General features: G+C 64.7%; 18 protein-coding genes. 17 read left to right on the forward strand and 1 reads right to left on the reverse strand.

Annotated elements, in window-relative coordinates:
- Window positions 1-56: 56 nt before the first annotated feature.
- Genes EAT49_RS20175 through EAT49_RS20215 form a run of 9 tightly spaced genes read left to right on the forward strand, consistent with a single transcriptional unit; the run spans window position 57 to window position 10650 of the window.
- On the forward strand, window positions 57-3815 hold the full coding sequence (locus EAT49_RS20175) for a nitrate reductase subunit alpha (RefSeq protein ID WP_123644114.1): 3759 nt from the start codon (window positions 57-59) through the stop codon (window positions 3813-3815).
- Window positions 3812-5338 carry a nitrate reductase subunit beta gene (narH, locus tag EAT49_RS20180; RefSeq protein WP_050930785.1) on the forward strand — a complete coding sequence of 509 codons (1527 nt, stop codon included), beginning with the start codon at window positions 3812-3814 and terminating at the stop codon, window positions 5336-5338. Before EAT49_RS20175 ends, narH begins: the two co-directional genes overlap by 4 nt.
- A complete protein-coding gene (gene narJ, locus EAT49_RS20185; protein WP_185020861.1) occupies window positions 5338-6042 on the forward strand; it encodes a nitrate reductase molybdenum cofactor assembly chaperone in 705 nt (234 codons plus the stop codon). The genes narH and narJ overlap by 1 nt, the downstream gene beginning before the upstream one ends.
- 1 nt (window position 6043) lies before the next feature.
- Complete coding sequence (gene narI / locus EAT49_RS20190; protein ID WP_123644115.1) at window positions 6044-6829, forward strand: respiratory nitrate reductase subunit gamma; 786 nt, start codon at window positions 6044-6046, stop codon at window positions 6827-6829.
- 5 nt (window positions 6830-6834) lie between these two features.
- On the forward strand, window positions 6835-7629 hold the full coding sequence (locus EAT49_RS20195) for a peptidylprolyl isomerase (RefSeq protein ID WP_123644116.1): 795 nt from the start codon (window positions 6835-6837) through the stop codon (window positions 7627-7629).
- 20 nt (window positions 7630-7649) lie between these two features.
- Complete coding sequence (locus tag EAT49_RS20200) at window positions 7650-8219, forward strand: hemerythrin domain-containing protein (protein ID WP_123644117.1); 570 nt, start codon at window positions 7650-7652, stop codon at window positions 8217-8219.
- A complete protein-coding gene (locus EAT49_RS20205) occupies window positions 8209-8841 on the forward strand; it encodes a carbonic anhydrase (protein WP_123644118.1) in 633 nt (210 codons plus the stop codon). Before EAT49_RS20200 ends, EAT49_RS20205 begins: the two co-directional genes overlap by 11 nt.
- On the forward strand, window positions 8838-10115 hold the full coding sequence (locus tag EAT49_RS20210) for a molybdopterin molybdotransferase MoeA (protein WP_123644119.1): 1278 nt from the start codon (window positions 8838-8840) through the stop codon (window positions 10113-10115). Before EAT49_RS20205 ends, EAT49_RS20210 begins: the two co-directional genes overlap by 4 nt.
- A gap of 13 nt (window positions 10116-10128) precedes the next feature.
- Entirely contained in the window at window positions 10129-10650 is a 522-nt protein-coding gene (locus EAT49_RS20215; protein WP_123644120.1) for a DUF2478 domain-containing protein, read from the forward strand.
- A gap of 150 nt (window positions 10651-10800) precedes the next feature.
- Here the strand turns inward: EAT49_RS20215 and EAT49_RS20225 are convergent, their stop codons facing one another.
- A complete protein-coding gene (locus EAT49_RS20225; protein WP_123644121.1) occupies window positions 10801-11076 on the reverse strand; it encodes a hypothetical protein in 276 nt (91 codons plus the stop codon).
- Between the two features lie 194 nt (window positions 11077-11270).
- On the opposite strand from EAT49_RS20225, the gene EAT49_RS20230 reads away from it, so the two are divergent.
- Genes EAT49_RS20230 through EAT49_RS20265 form a run of 8 tightly spaced genes read left to right on the forward strand, consistent with a single transcriptional unit; the run spans window position 11271 to window position 17465 of the window.
- Complete coding sequence (locus tag EAT49_RS20230; protein WP_123644122.1) at window positions 11271-11630, forward strand: hypothetical protein; 360 nt, start codon at window positions 11271-11273, stop codon at window positions 11628-11630.
- A complete protein-coding gene (locus tag EAT49_RS20235) occupies window positions 11569-12339 on the forward strand; it encodes a lytic transglycosylase domain-containing protein (RefSeq protein WP_123644123.1) in 771 nt (256 codons plus the stop codon). Before EAT49_RS20230 ends, EAT49_RS20235 begins: the two co-directional genes overlap by 62 nt.
- Window positions 12336-12626, forward strand: coding sequence for a TrbC/VirB2 family protein (locus tag EAT49_RS20240; RefSeq protein ID WP_100196091.1), 291 nt, complete (start codon window positions 12336-12338; stop codon window positions 12624-12626). Before EAT49_RS20235 ends, EAT49_RS20240 begins: the two co-directional genes overlap by 4 nt.
- Window positions 12627-12635: 9 nt before the next feature.
- Window positions 12636-12914 carry a VirB3 family type IV secretion system protein gene (locus tag EAT49_RS20245; protein WP_045682577.1) on the forward strand — a complete coding sequence of 93 codons (279 nt, stop codon included), beginning with the start codon at window positions 12636-12638 and terminating at the stop codon, window positions 12912-12914.
- On the forward strand, window positions 12904-15288 hold the full coding sequence (locus EAT49_RS20250) for a VirB4 family type IV secretion/conjugal transfer ATPase (RefSeq protein ID WP_123644124.1): 2385 nt from the start codon (window positions 12904-12906) through the stop codon (window positions 15286-15288). Before EAT49_RS20245 ends, EAT49_RS20250 begins: the two co-directional genes overlap by 11 nt.
- Window positions 15285-15500, forward strand: a complete 216-nt coding sequence (locus tag EAT49_RS20255; protein ID WP_123644125.1) for a hypothetical protein — start codon at window positions 15285-15287, stop codon at window positions 15498-15500. Before EAT49_RS20250 ends, EAT49_RS20255 begins: the two co-directional genes overlap by 4 nt.
- Window positions 15501-15504: 4 nt before the next feature.
- Window positions 15505-16671: a lytic transglycosylase domain-containing protein gene (locus EAT49_RS20260; protein WP_123644126.1), complete on the forward strand. Its 1167-nt coding sequence runs from the start codon at window positions 15505-15507 to the stop codon at window positions 16669-16671.
- The gene (locus EAT49_RS20265; RefSeq protein WP_123644127.1) at window positions 16668-17465 is read left to right on the forward strand and encodes a type IV secretion system protein; all 798 of its coding nucleotides are present in this window, start codon (window positions 16668-16670) and stop codon (window positions 17463-17465) included. Before EAT49_RS20260 ends, EAT49_RS20265 begins: the two co-directional genes overlap by 4 nt.
- The last annotated feature ends 1 nt before the right edge of the window (window position 17466 follow it).

The following is a 17466-nucleotide window of genomic DNA, read 5'->3' on the forward strand; positions in this document are numbered from 1 at the left end:
ATTTCCCGGGCGGCGGAGCTCGCCGCCCGGACCCAGACACCCGAAAGGACAGCCAAATGAGCCATCTGCTCGACAAACTGAACTTCTTCCAGAGCAAGGAACTGGAGCAATTCTCCGACGGTTGGGGTCAGACCACCCGCGAGGATCGCAGCTGGGAAGACACCTACCGGAACCGCTGGCGGCACGACAAGATCGTCCGCTCGACGCACGGGGTGAACTGCACCGGGTCGTGTTCATGGAAGATCTACGTAAAATCCGGGATCGTCACCTGGGAAACCCAACAGACCGACTATCCGCGCACCCGTGCGGGCCTGCCCAACCACGAGCCGCGCGGCTGTGCGCGGGGAGCCTCCTACAGCTGGTATCTCTATTCCGCGAACCGGGTGAAGAACCCGTTGATCCGTGGTGCGCTGATGCGGGCGTGGCGGAAGATGTGCGAGACGATGACGCCGGTGGCCGCCTGGGCCGCGATCCAGGGCGATCCCGCCCTGCGCAATTCGATCAACAAAACGCGGGGCAAAGGCGGCTTCGTGCGGGCCACCTGGGACGAAGCGACCGAGATCATCGCCGCCGCCAACGCCTACACGGCCAAGACCTACGGGCCCGACCGCGTGTTCGGCTTCTCGCCGATCCCGGCCATGTCGATGGTCAGCTACGCCGCCGGTTCACGCTACCTGAGCCTGCTGGGCGGTACCTGCATGTCGTTCTACGACTGGTACTGCGACCTGCCGCCAGCTTCCCCCCAGACCTGGGGCGAACAGACTGACGTTCCGGAATCGGCCGACTGGTACAATGCAGGTTTCCTGATGCTTTGGGGCTCGAACGTGCCCCAGACCCGGACACCCGACGCCCATTTCTACACCGAGGTCCGCTATCGCGGCACCAAGTCGGCCGTGGTCAGCCCCGACTATTCGGAAGCCGCCAAGTTCGGCGACATCTGGCTGAACCCGCAGGCGGGCACCGACGCGGCGCTGGCAATGGCGATGGGTCACGTGATCCTGCGCGAATTCCACCTCGACCGGCAGGCCGAGTATTTCGAGGACTACGCCCGCAAGTATACCGACATGCCGATGCTGGTTCGGCTGGATGAAAAGGACGGCCACCTTGTGCCGGGCCGGATGCTGCGCGCTGACGACTTCGACGGCAAGCTGGGCGAGGCCAACAACCCCGACTGGAAGACCGTCGCCTATGACGAGGCGTCGGGTCAGATCGTGGCTCCGAACGGGTCCATCGGGTTCCGCTGGGGCGAAGAGGGCAAGTGGAACCTCGAAGAGAAAGCGAAGGGCGCTGAAAGCAAGCTGCGCCTCAGCCAGATCATGGATGGCGATCACGATGAGGTCGTAGGCGTTAACTTCCCTTATTTCGGCGGTGCGGCCACGGGCGATTTCGTGAAATGCGATCACCCCGAAGTGTTGACCCGGAACATTCCGGCGCGCCGCGTGAAACTTGCCGACGGGTCCGAGGTGCTGGTTGCCACCGTTTTCGACCTCTTCTGCGCCAACTACGGTCTCGACCGGGGTCTTGGCGGTGACTGGGTGTCCAAGGATTTCAACGACGACAGCCCCTACACCCCCGCCTGGGCCGAAAAGATCACCGGCGTTGAGAGGGAGAAAATCATCGCGGTCGCCCGCGAATTCGCCGGCAACGCCGAAAAGACCCATGGCAAGTCCATGGTCATCCTCGGGGCCGGTCTGAACCACTGGTACCACATGGACATGAACTACCGCGGCATCATCAACATGCTGGTGATGTGCGGTTGCATCGGGCAGGAGGGCGGCGGCTGGTCGCACTACGTGGGGCAGGAAAAGCTGCGCCCGCAGACCGGCTGGCAGCCGCTGGCCTTCGCGCTGGACTGGAACCGCCCGCCGCGGCACATGAACTCGACCTCCTGCTGGTACGCGCATACCGACCAGTGGCGCTACGAGACGCTGCGCGCCGGTGAAATCCTATCGCCCACGGCACCCGAAGGCGATTGGGACATCTCCCTGATCGACTACAACATTCGCGCGGAACGGATGGGCTGGCTGCCCTCGGCCCCGCAGTTGAAAACCAACCCGCTGGAAGTGTCGAAAGCCGCGAAGAAGGCCGGCAAGGAGATCAAAGACTACGTCGCCGAACAGCTGAAATCCGGCGATCTGGAAATGTCCTGCCAGGATCCGGACGCCCCGGAAAACTGGCCGCGCAACCTGTTCGTCTGGCGGTCGAACCTTCTGGGGTCGTCCGGCAAGGGGCACGAATACTTCCTCAAGCATCTCTTGGGCACCGACCACGGGGTGATGGGCAAGGATCTGGGCGAGGAAGGCGGCGTGATGCCGAAGGAGGCCCGCTGGCACGACGAGGCGCCGAAGGGCAAGCTCGACCTGCTGGTCTGCATCGACTTCCGCATGTCCACGACGGCGGTGTATTCCGACGTCGTCTTGCCGACGGCCAGCTGGTACGAAAAGGACGACCTCAACACCTCGGACATGCACCCGTTCATCCACCCGCTGCAGGCGGCGGTGGACCCGGCCTACGAGTCGAAATCGGACTGGGAGATCTTCAAGTCGATCGCCCGGAAGTTCAGCGAAGTGGCGCCCGAGGTGCTCGGCGTGGAGACCGACATCGTCCAGCTGCCGCTTCTCCATGACACCGCCGCCGAACTGGCACAGGCCCATGTGAAGGACTGGAAGAAGGGCGAATGCGACCTGATCCCCGGCAAGACTGCGCCGAACTACATCGCGGTCGAGCGGGATTATCCCAACCTCTACAAGAAGTTCACCTCGGTCGGGCCGCTGCTGGAGAAGCTCGGCAACGGTGGCAAGGGGATCAACTGGGACACCAAGACCGAGGTCAAGCATCTGCGCGATCTGAACGGCATCGTTCAAGATGAGGGCGTGTCCAAAGGCCAGCCGAAACTCGAAACCGCCATCGACGCGGCCGAGATGATCCTGATGCTCGCCCCGGAAACCAACGGCGAAGTGGCCGTGAAGGCCTGGGAAGAACTTGAGAAGCCCACGGGGCAGCACCATACCCACCTCGCGGAGGGCGCACATCACACCAAGATCCGCTTCCGCGACATCGCCGCGCAACCGCGCAAGATCATCTCGTCGCCCACCTGGTCGGGGATCGAAAGCGAAGATGTCTGCTACAACGCGGGCTACACCAACGTCCACGAACTGATCCCGTGGCGCACCCTGACGGGCCGCCAGCAGCTCTACCAGGATCACGAATGGATGCGCGCCTTCGGCGAAGGGTTCGTCAGCTATCGTCCGCCGGTGGACCTCAAGACGATCACTGCAGCCGTCAACAACGACGCGGCTGAGGGCAGCCCGCACGTGGTGCTTAACTTCATCACGCCCCACCAGAAATGGGGCATCCACAGCACCTACACCGACAACCTGCTGATGCTGACGCTGAACAGGGGCGGCCCGGTGGTCTGGATGTCCGAGGTGGACGCGAAGAAAGCCGGGCTGGTCGATAACGACTGGGTCGAGGCCTACAACACCAACGGCGCGCTGACCGCGCGGGTGGTGGTGTCCCAGCGCATCAAGCAGGGGACGCTGTTCATGTATCACGCGCAGGAAAAGATCGTGAACACGCCCGGCTCGGAAAAGACGGGCAATCGCGGCGGCATCCACAACTCGGTGACCCGCGCCACACTGAAACCCACGCACATGATCGGCGGCTATGCGCAGCTGTCCTACGGCTTCAACTACTACGGCACCGTGGGCAGCAACCGCGACGAGTTCGTGATCGTGCGGAAAATGAAGAAGATCGACTGGCTCGACAAACCCGCAAGCCGGTCCGCAACCCAGAACGTGGAGGCAGCGGAATGAGAGTTCGTGCGCAAATCGGCAAGGTCCTGAACCTCGACAAATGCATCGGGTGTCACACCTGCTCGGTCACCTGCAAGAACGTGTGGACGACGCGCGAAGGTGTCGAATACGCGTGGTTCAACAACGTCGAGACCAAGCCCGGCACCGGCTATCCGACGGACTGGGAGAACCAGAAGCGCTGGAACGGCGGCTGGGTGCGCTCGGCCTCGGGCAAGCTGCATCCCAAGCAGGGGTCGAAATGGCGGATCCTGGCGAACATCTTCGCCAACCCGGCCATGCCCGAGATCGACGACTACTACGAGCCGTTCGATTTCGACTACGACCACCTGAAATCGGCGCCCGACATGACCGCGTTCCCGACCGCGCGCCCCCGCTCGAAGATCACCGGCGAGCGGATGGAGAAGATCGAGAAGGGTCCGAACTGGGAGGAAATCCTCGGCGGCGAATTCTCGAAGCGGTCTCAGGACTACAACTTCGATCAGGTGCAGAAGGACATTTATGGAGAGTATGAAAACACCTTCATGATGTATCTGCCGCGCCTGTGCGAGCACTGCCTTAACCCCACCTGTTCCGCCTCCTGTCCCTCGGGCGCGATCTACAAGCGCGAGGAGGACGGCATCGTTCTGATCGACCAGGAGAAGTGCCGCGGCTGGCGGATGTGCGTCTCGGGCTGCCCCTACAAGAAGGTCTATTACAACTGGGACACCGGCAAATCCGAGAAATGCACCTTCTGCTATCCGCGGATCGAAAGCGGCCAGCCGACGGTCTGCTCGGAAACCTGCGTCGGGCGCATTCGCTATCTGGGCGTGATCCTTTATGACGCAGACAAGATCGAAGCTGCGGCCAGCGCCGAGCGCGAGACCGATCTCTACGGCGCGCAGCTCGACGTCTTCCTCGACCCGAACGACCCCGAGGTGATCGCCGCGGCGCGCCGTGACGGCGTGCCCGAAGACTGGATCGAGGCGGCGAAGGTCAGCCCGGTCTGGAAGATGGCGATGGATTGGAAGGTCGCCTTCCCGCTGCACCCGGAATACCGGACGCTGCCGATGGTGTGGTACATCCCGCCGCTCAGCCCGATCCAGAACGCCGCTCAGGCGGGCCAGATCGCGATGAGCGACCAGATGCCCGACGTCCGCTCCCTGCGCATCCCCGTCAAATACCTCGCCAACATGCTGACGGCGGGCGACGAGGAGCCCATCGTTCACGCCCTCGAACGCATGTCGGCGATGCGGCTCTACATGCGGGCCCTCAGCGTTGACGGCGTGCGCGACGAGGCGATTGCCGCCCGGGTCGGCATGTCCGGTCGGGTGATCGAGGACATGTACAAGATCATGGCCATCGCCGATTACGAGGATCGTTTCGCGATCCCCACGGCGCACCGGGAACAGAACGAGCATGGCGCCGACATCCGCGGCGGCTGCGGCTTCACCGACGGCAACGGCTGTTCCACCGGCGAGGCGGGCAAGACGACGCTCTTCGGCGGCAAGAAAAAGAAATTCGCCCTTCCGCAGGAGACCTTCTGATGCTGGACCGTTCCCTGAAAGCCCTGTCGCTGATCCTGAGCTATCCCTCGCGGGAACTTCAGGAGGCGATGCCCGAGATCGGGACAATTCTTGCTTCCGATCCTCGCATCGCCACCGATACACGCGCTGCGCTGCGCTCGTTGACCGATGGCTTCGCAGACGCCGACCTCTACGATCTGCAGGAGAGCTATGTGATGCTCTTCGACCGCTCGCGGACGCTGTCGCTCAATCTCTTCGAGCACGTTCATGGCGAAAGCCGGGACCGCGGCGGTGCAATGGTCAGTCTGATCGAGACCTACCGGGCAGGCGGGTTCGAGCCCGCCACAACGGAACTGCCGGATCACCTGCCGGTGCTGCTGGAATTCCTGTCGACGCGTCCCTTCGCAGAAGTGCAGGAAACCTTGGCGGACGCGGCGCATATCCTCGATGCTCTCGCGGCCCGGCTCGTCCGGCGCGACAGCGGATATGCCGCCGCGTTCGCCGCTCTTTTGCAGCTGTCAGGTGACAAGGCAAACGCCGAAGCGGTGGCCGACATGCTGGCCCAGCCCGATGATGATCCGACCGACCTCGCGGCGCTCGACGCTGTCTGGGAGGAAACGGAAGTCACCTTCGGCCCCGATCCGAACGCCGGTTGTCCGCAGGTCCGCGACATGCTCGCGGCGATGGACAAACCGACCCCGCAACAATCGAACAGGAGTGCATGACATGTTCGGCGACTTCGACATCAACTTCGTCATCTTCGGGGTCATGCCCTATGTCGCGCTGACGATCTTCCTGGTGGGATCGATCGTGCGTTACGAGCGGGACCCCTTTACCTGGAAGAGTTCCTCGAGCCAGCTTCTGCGCCGAAAGCAGTTGATCTGGGGCTCGATCCTTTTCCACGTCGGCATCCTGACCGTGTTCTTCGGTCACCTCGTCGGCCTCTTCACGCCGATCTGGGTGCTGGATGCCATCGGCATTCCCTATGCGCTCAAGCAATGGATGGCGGTGCTGATCGGCGGCCCGGCTGGCATCGCCGCCCTGATCGGATCGACCATGTTGATCCATCGCCGCCTGGTCGATCCGCGCATCCGCGTGACATCGACTTTCCCCGACATCCTGATCATGGTCCTGATCTGGCTGCAGCTGGCCATCGGCCTGCTGACGATCACCCAGACGCTGCAACACATGGACGGGTCGGAAATGGTCCGTTTCATGACCTGGTCGCAGAGCGTGGTCAGCTGGAACATCAACGCCTGGGTCACCGTCGTCGACGTGCACTGGCTCTACAAGCTGCACATCTTCCTCGGTCTCATCATCACGGCGCTGTTTCCGTTCACGCGGCTCGTCCACATCTGGTCCGGTTTCGCCGCGCCGTTCCGCTACCTGCTGACGCGGCCCGGCTACCAGATCGTGCGGTCGCGCCGCCACCGTCCGCTGGAAGAACGCCGCCGCGCCTATGACAAGGTGCAAGCCAAACGCGGTCCTACCGCCACGACGCCAGCGGAGTGAGCCAGATGAACGTGGCCCTGTTTCCCGATGTCGTCGTGAACGGCGAAACCATCCCCTCGGCGGCAATCGCCGCCGAGGCCCAGAACCACAGCGCCCCCAAAGACAAGCCGGGGATCGCCTGGCGCAAGGCGGCGCAGGCGCTGGCGATCCGTACGCTGCTCTTGCAGGAGGCAAAACGGCGCGGGTTGACGCCCGACCCGCTCGAGCTGGCGCCGGGGCGGTTCGAGACGGACGACGAAGCCCTGATCCGCGCCTTGCTGGACGAGGCGCTGGTGATCGAACCCGTCGGTGAAGAGGCCGTGCGCGGGGAATGGGACAAGGACCCCGCCCGATATCGTTCGGCACCGCTCTGGGATGTCTCGCACATCCTGTGCGCCTGCGATCCGCGCGACGAAGCCGAGTGCGCCGCGGCCGAGGCACGGGCCGTTACCCTGCTGGCGCGACTCGACGGCGATGCCAAGGGATTTGCCGCTGCCGCGCGCGAAAGCGATTGCGGTTCGAAGGCTTCTGGCGGCCATCTGGGTCAGCTTGGCCCCGGTGACACCGTGCCGGAGTTCGAGGCAGCCCTGCGCTCCCTGACCGAAGGGGCCGTGACCCCGGCGCCCGTGTTGTCGCGCCACGGCTGGCATATCATCCGACTGAATGCCACGGCGCCGGGGCAGGTGCTGCCCTACGACACCGTTCGGCCGAAGATCGCGCAGGCGTTGGAAAAGGCAGCCTGGGCGCGCGCCTCGCGCGCCTTCGTGGAGAGCCTCGGTCAACGGGCGCAGATCTCCGGCGCAAGCCTGACGCCGATCTGAACCACGCGAAAGGACGTGTGATGAAACCGTCAGAGACAGTGACGCGCGGCAGTGGCGACAAACCGACGAGTCCGAGCCTGCTCGCAAATCCTCTGGACTTCATCAGCGAAGACCACCTGCGTGAACGTCAGATTTGCGCAGTTATCGACGCGCTGGCAACGGCGGACGCTTTCAATCGCCAAAAAGCGACAACGGTGCTGCGCTTTGTGAACGAGGAACTGAACGTCCACCTGCGCGACGAGGCTGAGGACCTGTTCCCGCTTCTTGCCCGGCGCTGCACAGAAGAGGATGCGATTGAGGGTGCGATCGACCGGATCAGGGCCGATCAGGATGAGGCGATGCGTCTGCTGCCCGAAGTGCGTGCGATGCTCGCCGGTTGCCTTGATAGGGGGGCCGATCTGTCCGCAAAGGAGCGCGGGGTGTTGTCCAGGTTTGCGGGGCACGTGCGGCGCCACCTCGTTGCCGAAAACGCGATCCTCTTGCCGATTGCCCGCGCCCGGCTGACCCGGGCCGATCTGCGGATCCTGTCGAAACACATGCGCTCAAGACGCGGGCTGCCAGATTTCCCGGAGACGACCGATGCTGAATGACCTTCTGGCGCGCAACGTGGCGTGGTCGAAACAACGTCACGACGAAGAGCCCGACTATTTCACCCGCCTTGCCGCCCTTCAGGCGCCCGAGTTCTTCTGGATCGGCTGTTCGGACAGCCGGGTACCGGCCAACGTGGTCGCGGGGCTCGATCCGGGCGAGGTTTTCGTCCATCGCAACGTTGCCAACATCGTTCATTCCTCGGACATGAACCTCCTGTCGGCGCTGGAATTCGCGGTCGATGCTCTGCATGTTCGCGAGATCATCGTTTGCGGCCACTATGGCTGCGGCGGGGTCAAGGCCGCGACCGAGGATCTGCCACACGGTCTGGCCGATCACTGGCTCGAGCCGATCCGGCGCCTGGCCCGCGCTTACGCGGTCGATCTGGGGCGCGAACCCGACCTCGAAGGACAACGTGACCGGCTGGCCGAACTGAACGTCGTCGAAGGCGTTCGGCGTGTCTGCGAAACGCCGATCCTTCAGAGGGCATGGCGTCGCGGGGCTGATGTCCGGGTGCACGGCCTGATTTACGGGCTCAAGGACGGGCGCCTGCGCGATCTCGATTGCAGCATCGGGCCCGGGCATTTCCAGCCTACCCATTCCGCCGAGGAGGCAGCACAATGACCATCCATCAAGCCATCGCGTCACCGGGCTGCGGCTGTGACAGTCAGGACATGCTTCACGCGCTGATCAGCATCGACGAGGCACTGACCCGGATTGCAGGAAACGTAGCACCGGCCGGCCGCACCGAGGCCCTGTCGCTCGACCACGCCTTTGGCCGCATTCTTGCCCAGCCGGTCCGGTCCCGGTCCATGGCACCGGCTTTCGATAATGCGGCAATGGATGGCTATGCAATCGCGACATCGGCCCTGACTGGCGCTGGACCCTGGGTGCTGCCAGTCGTTGCGCGCGTGCCTGCCGGGCAGGCGGTGACGACGCCGGTTGCAGGAGCCGTGGCGGCCCGGATCTTTACTGGCGCGCCAATCCCCAATGGCGCGGACGCTGTCGTGATGCAGGAGGACGTCCTGCGTGACGGGGACGTCATACATCTGTCGCACAGACCTGAACCGGGTTTGAACGTCCGCCGCGCGGGTAGTGACATGTACAAGGGTGCGACCGTTCTGGACAAGGGCCGCAGGCTCGGACCAAGGGAGATCGCCGCCTGTGCCGCCGCCGGCGCGGGCATCCTGCGTGTTCGGCGCAGGCTGCGCGTGGCACTGCTTGTCACCGGCGACGAGGTACGCCGCGCCGGGGGCGCGCGCGAGGAAGCCCAGATCTGGGACGTGAACACACCGATGCTGACGGCAGGCCTTGCAGCTGCGGATGTGGACGTCGTTGCCTCGGCTCATGGTGCCGACAACCTTGCCGGTCTTGTCCGTGAATTGGGCGACATGGCGGCGCAAGCCGATCTTGTCATCACCACGGGCGGTATCTCGGTGGGCGAAGAAGATCATGTGAAGCCGGCCGTCATGGCATTGGGCGGCGAAACCCTGTTCAGCGGCGTCGCGATCAAACCGGGCAAGCCGGTGTCGGTCGGGCGCATCGGCAAGGCGCACTGGCTTGGATTGCCCGGCAACCCGGTATCGACCTTCGTCACATGGCAGGTCTTCGGACTGGCGCTGATCCGTGCCCTGAGCGGCGCGGGACCCGCCCCGACCCGACGGCATGTCGTGACCGCAGGCCCAATCCGCCGCAAGCCCGGGCGCTGCGAACTCCGACCCGCCACGCTGGCCGGTTTCGATGGCCATGGTCGCGAGATCGTCTCCTTCGAGGATGCCACACATTCGGCCCGTGTCGGGCTGCTCTCTCCAGCGGACGGGCTGATGTTTCTGCCCGCCGACGTCGAATCCCTGCCAGCCGGTGCGCTGGTCGAATTCCAACCTTTTTGCCAATCCTGAAGGAGCCCCGGACATGAAACTCGCCTACACGATGGCGCCAGGACGCGGCGATACGGATCTGGTGCTTGAACGGCTGGCAGCGAACCTCGCAGCCCGGGGCCTCAGATGCTGCGGAACCGTCCAGATCAACAGCGAGCGCGCCGATGCCGGCCCCTGCGACATGGATGTGCGGGTGCTGCCCGATGGTCCCGTTCTGCGCATCAGCCAGGACCTCGGGTCGCAGGCGCGGGGGTGCCGCCTCGACCCGGCCGCGCTTGAAACGGCGGTCGGGCTGGTCAAGGTGAGCCTTTCATCCGGCGCGGACCTGCTGATCGTCAACAAGTTCGGAAAGCACGAGGCGGAGGGGCGGGGGTTCCGCGACGTGATCGCCGAGGCGGTTGCGATGGAGATCCCCGTTCTGGTCGGTCTAAATGCGCTCAACCGACCGGCCTTCGAGAGTTTCGCGGAAGGGCTGGCAGTTCAGCTACCGTCTGATCCCGCGGCGCTGATGGCTTGGGTTAAGGAAGTGACAACGAGGGTTGACGAGGTGGCCTGAGGTCAACCGACGCGCGCGACTTCCCGTCCCCCCTCCCGCCATTCCGGCAAACCGCCCTCCAGCCGCCGTGCGTTTAGCCCGTGGCGACGCAGGGTGGCGGGCCTGATGGGCCTATCGGATCAGGCCCGCCCAGTGCCAGCGGGAGGGGGGCTACTCGACAGCCTCGATGAACCGCCCGTATTCCTCGCTCACTTCCCTAGCCTCAATAAAGGCCCGCGCGCGCTCCGCGTCGATGCAGCGGAAGTAGTCCTGCACATCGGCGATATAGGCCTCGAAGTCCCCCCGGATCAGATCCGCGTAAGCGCGCATGTCATCTCGGGACGCGGGCAGGAACGGCCGTTCCGGCGGGATGCAGGCATGGGCCGGGCCACTCATCACAAGGACGGTGATCAGCAGCGCGAGGGGGATGTTGCACGCACAGGACATGTGCAGGGCAAAACTCCTTTGCCGCCTTTAAGATCACGACTTTGTCAGCTATCACCGTTATCGGAGCAAGGCAATCTGCGTCAAGTCGATTTAATTGTCTTGCTATCATTCATGTTGTCTTGTATCGCCCGCGGTGTTGCGACCCCGTGGGCCCGAGACTGCACCCAGGCAGAACAAGGACCCAAGGGAAGGCCATGATAGAAGAAGCACCGAATGTGGTTACAGAAGACGGGCTGCGCGGCCTCCTTACCGAGGGCTATCTCATCGAGGTGGTCTGCAAGGAAGGCGCCGAGAAGCGCCATAACAGCTGGTACGGCGCCTGGGTCATCCGAGCCGTTGCCCCGGATGGCGGTGACGACAAGATGCTTGTCACCAGCCGCAGCGTCCTCAAGCTGCGCGATTTCAAGACCATCGTCGGCCTTGTCAGCTTCCTTGCCGACATGGGCTGCACGACCGCCAGCATCCCGCTCGTCGAAGGCGCCCGCGAGCGCCATGCAGCACCCGGGCGCACGCCCGAGTCACGGACCGGACCGGTTCTGGTCAAGGACAACTGACCGCGCGTTTGCGCTCGTCGTTGCATTGGGTACAGGTGTTTGTTCCGCACCCTTGGCCCTGGCCGACGGTTTCATCTTCCAGGTCAGTCCCGATGGCCGACTGATCGACACCGCCGAGACTGCGAGCACCTTGCGCTCGTTCACTGGCGAAGAAGATGCCCAGAATGGGCCTCTTACAGATCGTCTCTTTCTCTTTGCAGCACCGCAGGCCCGTGGGGATGATGGTCCCCTGAGCGATATGACAGCTGCCGCAGCGATTGCCCCGCGCGCCATCCGCGCCGCCCCCGAAATCCTCCACGCCATCGAGACCACGGCGCTGCGTTACGGCAGCCATGATGCCCTGCGTCAGGCGGGCCTGTCGGTCACCGATTGGGCGCTGTTCTACCGCGCCAATATCGAGGTCGAGAGCGCCTACAATCCCGGCGCGCGCAGCCCGGTCGGAGCCATCGGGCTCGGCCAGCTCATGCCTGACACCGCGCGCGATCTCGGCGTCGACCCCCATGACATCGCGCAGAACCTCGACGGGTCGGCCCGTTACCTGTTGATGATGCTCGAGCAGTTCGGCGATCCCGCGCTGGCGCTCGCGGCCTACAATGCCGGTCCCCATGCGGTCACCCGCCACGGCGGCATTCCCCCCTTTCGAGAAACCCAAGGCCATGTGGCCCGTGTGACAGCCGTGTTCCAGCGGCTGAGAGGAGACCTTTCGTGACGTCCAAACCTTCCATTGTCGCGCTCGGCGCGATGGCCCTCATCGTGCTGGCCGGCCCCGCTCTGGCCCAAAGCATCGACCTCTCGCCCGTGCAGACCCTGCTGCAGGGCATCGTCGATGCGATCACCGGCCCCTTGGGCATCGTGATCGGCACGCTCGCGCTGATCGGCGTGTTCCTCTCCTGGCTCTTCGGCATCCTCGACTTCCGCCAGGCGCTTTGGGTGGTGGTCGCGATCGCGGGCATCGCCGCGGCGCCCACCATCGTCGCCGCCATCTGGACGACCTGAGAAGCACCCATGTCCGACCAGTCCCGCGTGTTCATCGGCCTTCTCAGGCCACCCAAGCTGATGGGCTTGCCGATCATGTACGCCATGGTTTGGCTCTTCGGCTCGACGCTTCTGTTCCTCTGGGTCCAGAGCTGGGTGGTGGCCGTCTTCGCGGGGCTGGCCTGGCCGGCGCTCTGGAAAGCCGCGGACTGGGATCCAAACTTCCTCGATGTCCTGGTGATCACCTTGCAGGAAACCCCGCCCACGGCGAACCGCAAGCTGCACGGGGGCGACAGCTATGCACCGTGATGGAATTGCCGATGATGTGGCCGACACCCTCGATCCGCTGACCGCGCTGCCTGCGTGGGTCAAGGGCGAGAAGCAGCTCTCCACGATGCTACCCTATGTGAGCCTCTTGACCGACCGGACGATCCGAACGCGCGGCAACGAGCTGATGCAATGCATCCGGCTGGAAGGGGTGAACAGCACCACGAGCGAGGATGCGCATCTCGACCGGATCGGCGGGCTCCTGGCAGGCATCGTCGCGCAGGTCGGAACCGAGTTCTCATTCTACCTCCACAAGGTGTCGAAAGCGGTCGACGTGACCCTGCCGCCCATCCCGGGCGAGGGGTTCGCGGCAGCCGTCGACCAGCGCTGGCGCGCGCATCTGGGCCGGTCGGGCCTGCGCGACAAGACGCTGACGCTGACGGTGCTGAAGCGCCCGGAGGCAGGCAGCCGTCTGCCCTTCGGGCTGGGGGCGTCGCGTGCGCGACATGCAGCGGACACAACCCGCCGCTTGCGCAAGCTCGACGAGGTCGTGGGGTTTCTGCTGTCCTCCTTCGATGAGCTGAAGCCCCGCCTGCTTGCGGCAAGCAGCGGCGAGCTTCTGGGCTTCCTCGGCTCGCTCAACACGGGCGAGGAGCACCCGCTCTTCCCCCGGTCGCGCCTCGGCGTGATCGCCGAGGACGTTTCCAATACCCGCGTCACCTTCCGTGGCACGACCATTGCGCTTTCCGACGGCGCCGTCGGCGACAAGCTCGGCGCGATCTTCGCGGTGAAGAATTACCCTGCCAAGACCGACAGCCTGATGCTCGACGAGCTGAACCTGCCCGTCGACATGGTGGTCACGCACTCTTTTGTGCCGATCAACGCCAACATCATGGCAGGCCGGATCAAACGGCAGCTGCGCCTGATGCAAGCCGCCAATGACGGCGCCGTCAGCCTCGCGCAGGAGTTGGAACTCGCCCAGGACGATCTGGAATCCAAGCGCCTGATCTTTGGCGAGCACCACATGACGGTGGCGGTCTATGCGCGCAGCCAAGCTGCCCTAGACGACATCGCTGCCGAGATCCGCAACATCTCTGCGACCTCTGGCATCAACCTGATCTCGGAAGCCTTCGGGGCGCGGGCGCATTTCATGGCACAGCATCCGGGGAATACCGGCGCGCGCAGCCGCAAGGCCGCGATCACGAACCACAACTTCGCCGATCTTGCTACTTTCCACCGCACGCCCCTCGGCAAGACCGGTATGGAAGTTCCTTGGGGCGTGCCGATCACGCTTTTCCCGACACCGGAGCGCAGCGGTTTCCGCTTCAACTTCCACGAACAGGGCGCGCCAGATCGCGAACCCACGGGTGGCCACACGCTGATCCTGGGCCGTCCCGGCTCGGGCAAATCCGTGCTGGCGGCGTTCCTCATGACCATGGCGCACCGGGCGGGCGCGCGGCTTTTCGTTTTCGACTACCGCGCCGGCATGGAAATGGCTGTCCGCGCGCTTGGCGGCAGCTATTCGACGGTGCGGGCAGGGCGCCCCACGGGTCTGAACCCGCTGCAAACCGAGATCGACGCCCGCGGGCAGGCCTGGCTTGCCGACTGGCTCGCAAGTCTTCTCGAGCGCCGCGACCGGCCTCTGACCCCGGTGCAGACCAACCGACTGCAGGAGGTCGTACGCCAGAACGCGAGCGCAGGACATGCGGGCCTACGGAACTGGTCGGATTTCGCCTCGCTGCTGGTCTCGACCGATGACGAGGGCGATCTCTTCGAGCGGATGCAGGAATGGACGGCCGACGGCCGATACGGCTGGATCTTCGGGGCCAATGCCGAGGACAGTTTCAGCATCGACGGGGACGTCGCAGGCTTCGATCTGACCGGTATCCTCGACTCTGAGAGCGAGCGGGAACGCATGGCGGTCCTGTCCTACCTCTTCCGCCGGGTCGAACGCGTGATCGAGGATCGCAAACCCACGATCATCGTCATCGACGAAGCCTGGAAGGCGCTCGACAACGCCTATTTCGCGGAGCGGCTCTCGAACTGGCTTGTGACTGCCCGCAAGCAGAACGCCGTCGTCGTGATGATGACCCAGTATGCCAGCCAGCTCGAACGTACCCGGACCGGCAAGACCATCGTGGAAGCCGTGCCGACGCAGGTGCTCTTGCCCAACATCCGCGCCTCGGCTGCCGATTACGCGATGCTCGGCCTTAGCGAGAAAGAACTCGACGTTCTTCTGGGCGTCGGCTCCGCCTCGCGGCTGGCCCTCGTCCGCGATGACCGGGGTGCTGTGGTGATCGACGCCGATCTCAGCGCCCTCGGCCCCCTCGTGACCATCCTTGGCGGCATGGAGAAGGGCGAGGCCCTGGTCGGCGCCGATTACCGGGACCGCCCTGATTTCTGGAGAGTGACATGACCCGTATCCTCATCCGCAGCGCTGTGCTGCTCGGCCTCGGCCTGACCCTGACGGCTTGCGCGCAGCATAACCCCGCGCAAGCCAACTGCTTCAACTTCCGCGATGCGCCCGCACGAGGTGCAACCGCCACGACGACGATCTCGACCATGGGGGCCGCCGTTACGCGCCGCGACACGGCCTGCGATTTCGTGATGCTAGGGGCGGGCGGCTAAGCCCATGCGGACCTGGCTTCCCCTCTCGATAGTCAGCATTGCGCTGGCAGGTCCCACATTGGGGCCGGCCGCCGCCCAAGGCGTACCGACCTTCGATCTGCGGCTGTTTGCCGAACGGCAGGCAATCCTCGAGCAGACCGATCGCGACCTGGCACTTCAGCAAGACCGGCTGACCCACGAAGAGGAACTGGCCGAGATCGAACGCCAGCAACTCGCCTCCCTCGAAGGGCTGATGGATGCCATGTCGCTCGGCTCCGGCGATGTGGCTGGCACCGTGGCCGGGCTCGAGGCGGGGCAGGGGGCGGTTGGCGACGTCGAAAGCGCCGCGGCCAGCCTCTATGCGCCCGAGGATAACAACCCGGCCGCGGCCCGAATGTTCGGCGATGCCCGAGAAGGGATCGAGGAGCTGATCATCCGCGCGGCGCGTCACACCCACAGCCTGCCCGGCGTAAGCCGCGCGGGGCTCTCACTCGTGCAATGGCGCTGCCTGCTGCAGGCGCTGATCTGGCAGGAAAGCCGCTTCCAGATCGGGGCGCGCTCTCCCGTGGGAGCCTTCGGCCTCACCCAGATCATGCCCGGCACGGCGGGCGATCTCGGAATCTACCCGGCCTATTACGACGACCCCTGGCTGCAGGTCACGGGTGGCGCGCGCTACCTTGCGCAGATGCTGAACATGTTCGATGGCAACATTATCCATGCGCTCGCCGCCTATAACGCCGGTCCGGGCAATGTGCGAGAGCACGGCGGCGTCCCACCCTTCGCGGAAACCCAACACTACGTCGTGGTGATCCCGCAGCAGTACAACAGCTACCTCGCCGCCGTGGGCGGCATCGATGCGCTCGGCACCATCGATCCCGTCCTTCTGGCGAACGCGAGCTTCAGCCTCTCGGCCCATGGCGCGGGCGTCTATGGCGACTATTCGCTGGTTTCGGTCCGCGCGGCAGCCCTGCGTGTGCAGGATATCATCACCCGCATCAATGAGACCGAAGACCTGCACGAGGCAATCGCGCTCAACACTTATGCCCGCGCCGAGCTGGCCCGGCTGGTCGCGATCCGGACCCGGATCAAGGCCGCCCATACCCAGCCTCTGAGCGAGGAACAACTCGCCATGGCCGCGGCCCAAGCCGCCGAGCGGCAGTTCATGGATTTCACCCAGGAGACATTGCGATGATCCGGCGCTTGTACCGTTCCCTCACCACCACCGCCGCGACCCTCGCGCTGACCACCGCCCTCGCGGGCCCAGTCACCGCACAGGGCGTGCCCACGGTCGATACCCAGAACATCGCCCAGGAAATCCGCCAGCTTCAGCAGATGCTGCAGGATTTCGGGATCCAGACCGATCTTCTGGACAATGCGCTGGCGCAACTCGACCTCCTGCAGCAGCAGTTCGACCAGCTCGAGGAGATGTATGCCTCGCTCACCGGGCCGCGCAGTATCCTTGGCCTCGCCATGGGCGGTGACCTCGACGGCCTGTTGCAAGCCAATTTCGAAGACATCCCCGGCCTGATCCGAGGCATCCAGGCGGGCGATTGGTCGAGCCTGATCGGACCCAACGCGGGGCCCCTGCGCACGCAGATGGAACAGGCGCTGGCCAGCGCCGGGTTCGACGAGGACTCGCTACGCGAGATCGCCACCAGCGGCAATCCCGGCGCAGAAGGTGTCGCGACGCGGGCCACGACCGGTGCCGTGATGTCGGCGGCGGCCCAGAACAGCCATGCCGAGGCAGCGCAATCCCTCGAGCGCGTCGAACAACTCGTTTCGATGATCCCCGACATGGAGGATCTCAAGGAGTCGATGGACCACAACACCCGCGTCACGGCGGAACTCGCCATCGCCATGACGCGGATGTGGGAGCTTGAAGCCATCCAGACCCTCGGCGCGGGCAATGCGGGCGTGGTGGATGCCGCGACTGTCGCCGAGGAGCGCCGCTACATGGACTTCACCCTGCCGATCCTGCGGCCATGAC

Source organism: Histidinibacterium lentulum (assembly GCF_003789055.1).
GTDB classification, from domain to species: domain Bacteria; phylum Pseudomonadota; class Alphaproteobacteria; order Rhodobacterales; family Rhodobacteraceae; genus Oceanicola; species Oceanicola lentulus.